Origin of the sequence: Campylobacter sp. B0100352/1 (assembly GCF_020135855.1) — a bacterium.
Lineage (GTDB): Bacteria > Campylobacterota > Campylobacteria > Campylobacterales > Campylobacteraceae > Campylobacter_D > Campylobacter_D taeniopygiae.
In genome coordinates this window covers 1-2585 of sequence record NZ_JACHTP010000050.1, presented here as the reverse complement: position 1 = coordinate 2585, position 2585 = coordinate 1, and the positions used below count along the sequence as shown (strand labels likewise).

Below are 2585 nucleotides of genomic sequence, written 5' to 3'. Positions count from 1 at the left end.
AATATATTCACTAATGTAAGTAGGTTTTGGAGTATTTAAAGAGAAAGGGTTGCTAAGATTGTCAATAGTGTAAGTATCTAATAAAATAAAATGGTCACATTCCCATCTTGAAATACCTATGCTTTTATCGATAAATGGCAAAAATGAAACTTCAAGCAATTCCAAGATATCATTTTTTGCAATATTTGGAATTTGTGAAAACATTAACACATCTATTTCATCTTTTCCATAGCTATTAAAATTTAACTTGTTGATAAATTTTTCTTTCCACTCTTGATTTTTATTATAAAAAAAACTAAAATAACCTTTTTCATAACTTATAAATTTGCATTTCATTATGGTATTTCCTTATGAATTTTCATAATTTAGCTATTTCTTCTTTGCTTTTTATTAAAGGGATATTCTTATTATCTTTTAAAATTAACAAAAATCACCTATTAATCTCTCCAATCCATCTTATAATATTACCTTTATCATCAATTTCTACTTCTAAATCTTTGTATTTATTGTAAAACTTAGGAGCTAAAATTTCATTGAAATATTTTTCACCTTTAGGGCTAATAATTGCATTAATGTTATATTTATCCCAACTATTTGGATTATCCCAAGAAGCAACTAAAAAACTATCGACATAAAAACGCTCTTTATAAATATAATTGTCCATAAAATATTTCCAAACTTGATATTTATCTTCTTTCATATAATGCGTGAGCGTATATTGTTCTTCATCATTTATATAAAAATCTATCATATTATTTATAAATAATTTTTCAAATACCTTTAGAAATTCATTTTGATAATCTTTTGTATAAAGATTAAAAATCATAAAAAGTTCTGCATAATTGCTACATTCTAAAAAGTCGCATAAAAGAGTATATTCTATGATTTCTATCATATCATTTTTATTTATTTTATCATGTGTGCAAAATATATCAAGAAATGATTTTATATACAAATCGAGTAAAATATTCCATTGTGGAAATATTTCTCCGTTTTTATTTTCTATAATTTTAAATTTCATCAAGGTTTTCCTAAATGATTAATATGTATCTTATAATCCTCATTATTAATTTTAGCATCTATGGTAGGTAATTGCCATTCTTTTTACTTGAATCTTTGCTATCTATCTTTCACATAATTTCAGACGATATTCTTGTATAATTTGCTTGTTTTTAGAAATATATAAAACATTATTTTTAAAAATATTATATTCATAAATACCATTTTTAAAAACATATCCTTTAAAATTCATATTTACATCGCTAATAGACTTGCCATTTAAGATAATATATTTTCCACTATCTTTATTGACACCCACATATATAACTTTATCGCAAGTTATATTACCCTCTGGACATAGATTTAAGATTTTTATCCAAAATTTTTCATTTTCATAAGTGCATTGCTCTAGCGGAGTAAAACTATCTTGTGCTAACAAATAGGTACTAAAAAATAAAAGCAATAATATATTTTTAAAAATTACCATTTTTCATAAACCCCTTGAGTATAAAGTTTATATTCGGAATTCCTCCTATTAATTAGCCCCTGCATTACTTTATTTTGACTTTTGTTCCACGCCATCCAAGCTTCTTTTAATGTTTTATAACTCGTTTTCTCTCCATTAATAATTTTAATAACAGAGGAGTTTTTAAAATTATTAATTCCTATATTAAAACATAATATAACTAAGGCATCAAATTCATTCTGCATTAAGGAAGGGTTTATTGAATTTTTTACAGCATTTTCAAAGGGTAATAAATCGCTTTCAAACAATTTATCCGATTCTTGTAAGGTAATACCATTTTTATATAAATCCCATTCATTTTGTCCTATAAGATGCCCATATCCGATAGTTGCACCTTTGACATATGAAGTAATTTCTTTTCCGTTTTGGTCATTATAAGGCTTGAGTCTTAGCTTCTCTATACTTTTTAAAAGATTTTTACCATCATTGCTTAGATGAGTAATTTTTTCTTGAGTATCGCTATAGTTTATGTTTTCATTATTATTACTTTTTGTAGCATTATCATTGTTTATATTTACATCTTTATTTTTTGTTTTTATTCTATTTTCTCCTATCCCATTTACCACTACAAATTTACAAACAAAAAGATCTTGCTTTCTATCTTCATCTTCTAAGATTTTATCTAGTCCCTTTGCAATTTGAAGTTTTAAATTTTTCATTTTAGCAGGGGCTAAAAAACTAAAATGATATTCATTTAGTTCTTTATTATCTTTTAAGGAATTTCTAATAATTTTATCATATTCATGTAACTCTTTAAAATATCCTGCTCCTAATTCCTTTTTTTCAAATTTTTTATAAGCATCTTTATAGGATTTAGAGATATTTTTAGGGATAATAAAATAAAGTTTGATTAAATTAGTATCAAAGCTAAGATTTAATTGTTTAAATTCATGATTTTTACTAAAATCTTTCCTAAATTGATTAAGGATATTTATATCTTCTATATCTTTTAAATCTTTTTGATCTATATTTAATTCATCTAAAGCTTTGTCTTGTTCTTTTCTTTCGCTATTAAGTAAAAGATTATAGACAGGTAAATTATCTTTTTGAAATCGATCAC

3 protein-coding genes and 1 pseudogene are annotated in these 2585 nt (G+C 24.1%); all 4 read right to left on the bottom strand.

Going from position 1 to position 2585, the window contains the following annotated elements:
- A pseudogene (locus tag H2279_RS08300) lies at window positions 1-336 on the bottom strand (hypothetical protein); the annotation flags it as partial.
- Window positions 337-430: 94 nt separating this feature from the next.
- On the bottom strand, window positions 431-1021 hold the full coding sequence (locus H2279_RS08295; protein WP_337196249.1) for a hypothetical protein: 591 nt from the start codon (window positions 1019-1021) through the stop codon (window positions 431-433).
- 102 nt (window positions 1022-1123) lie between these two features.
- Window positions 1124-1486, bottom strand: a complete 363-nt coding sequence (locus H2279_RS08290; protein ID WP_137624582.1) for a hypothetical protein — start codon at window positions 1484-1486, stop codon at window positions 1124-1126.
- Window positions 1480-2585: lysozyme (locus H2279_RS08285; protein WP_337196248.1), on the bottom strand; the 1106-nt coding region annotated here is incomplete at its 5' end. The genes H2279_RS08285 and H2279_RS08290, both read right to left, overlap by 7 nt.

Excerpts from the sequence above, each read along its gene's own strand:
- H2279_RS08295 (WP_337196249.1), bottom strand. The coding sequence starts at position 1,021 with ATGAAATTTAAAATTATAGAAAATAAAAACGGAGAAATATTTCCACAA.
- H2279_RS08290 (WP_137624582.1), bottom strand. The coding sequence starts at position 1,486 with ATGGTAATTTTTAAAAATATATTATTGCTTTTATTTTTTAGTACCTAT.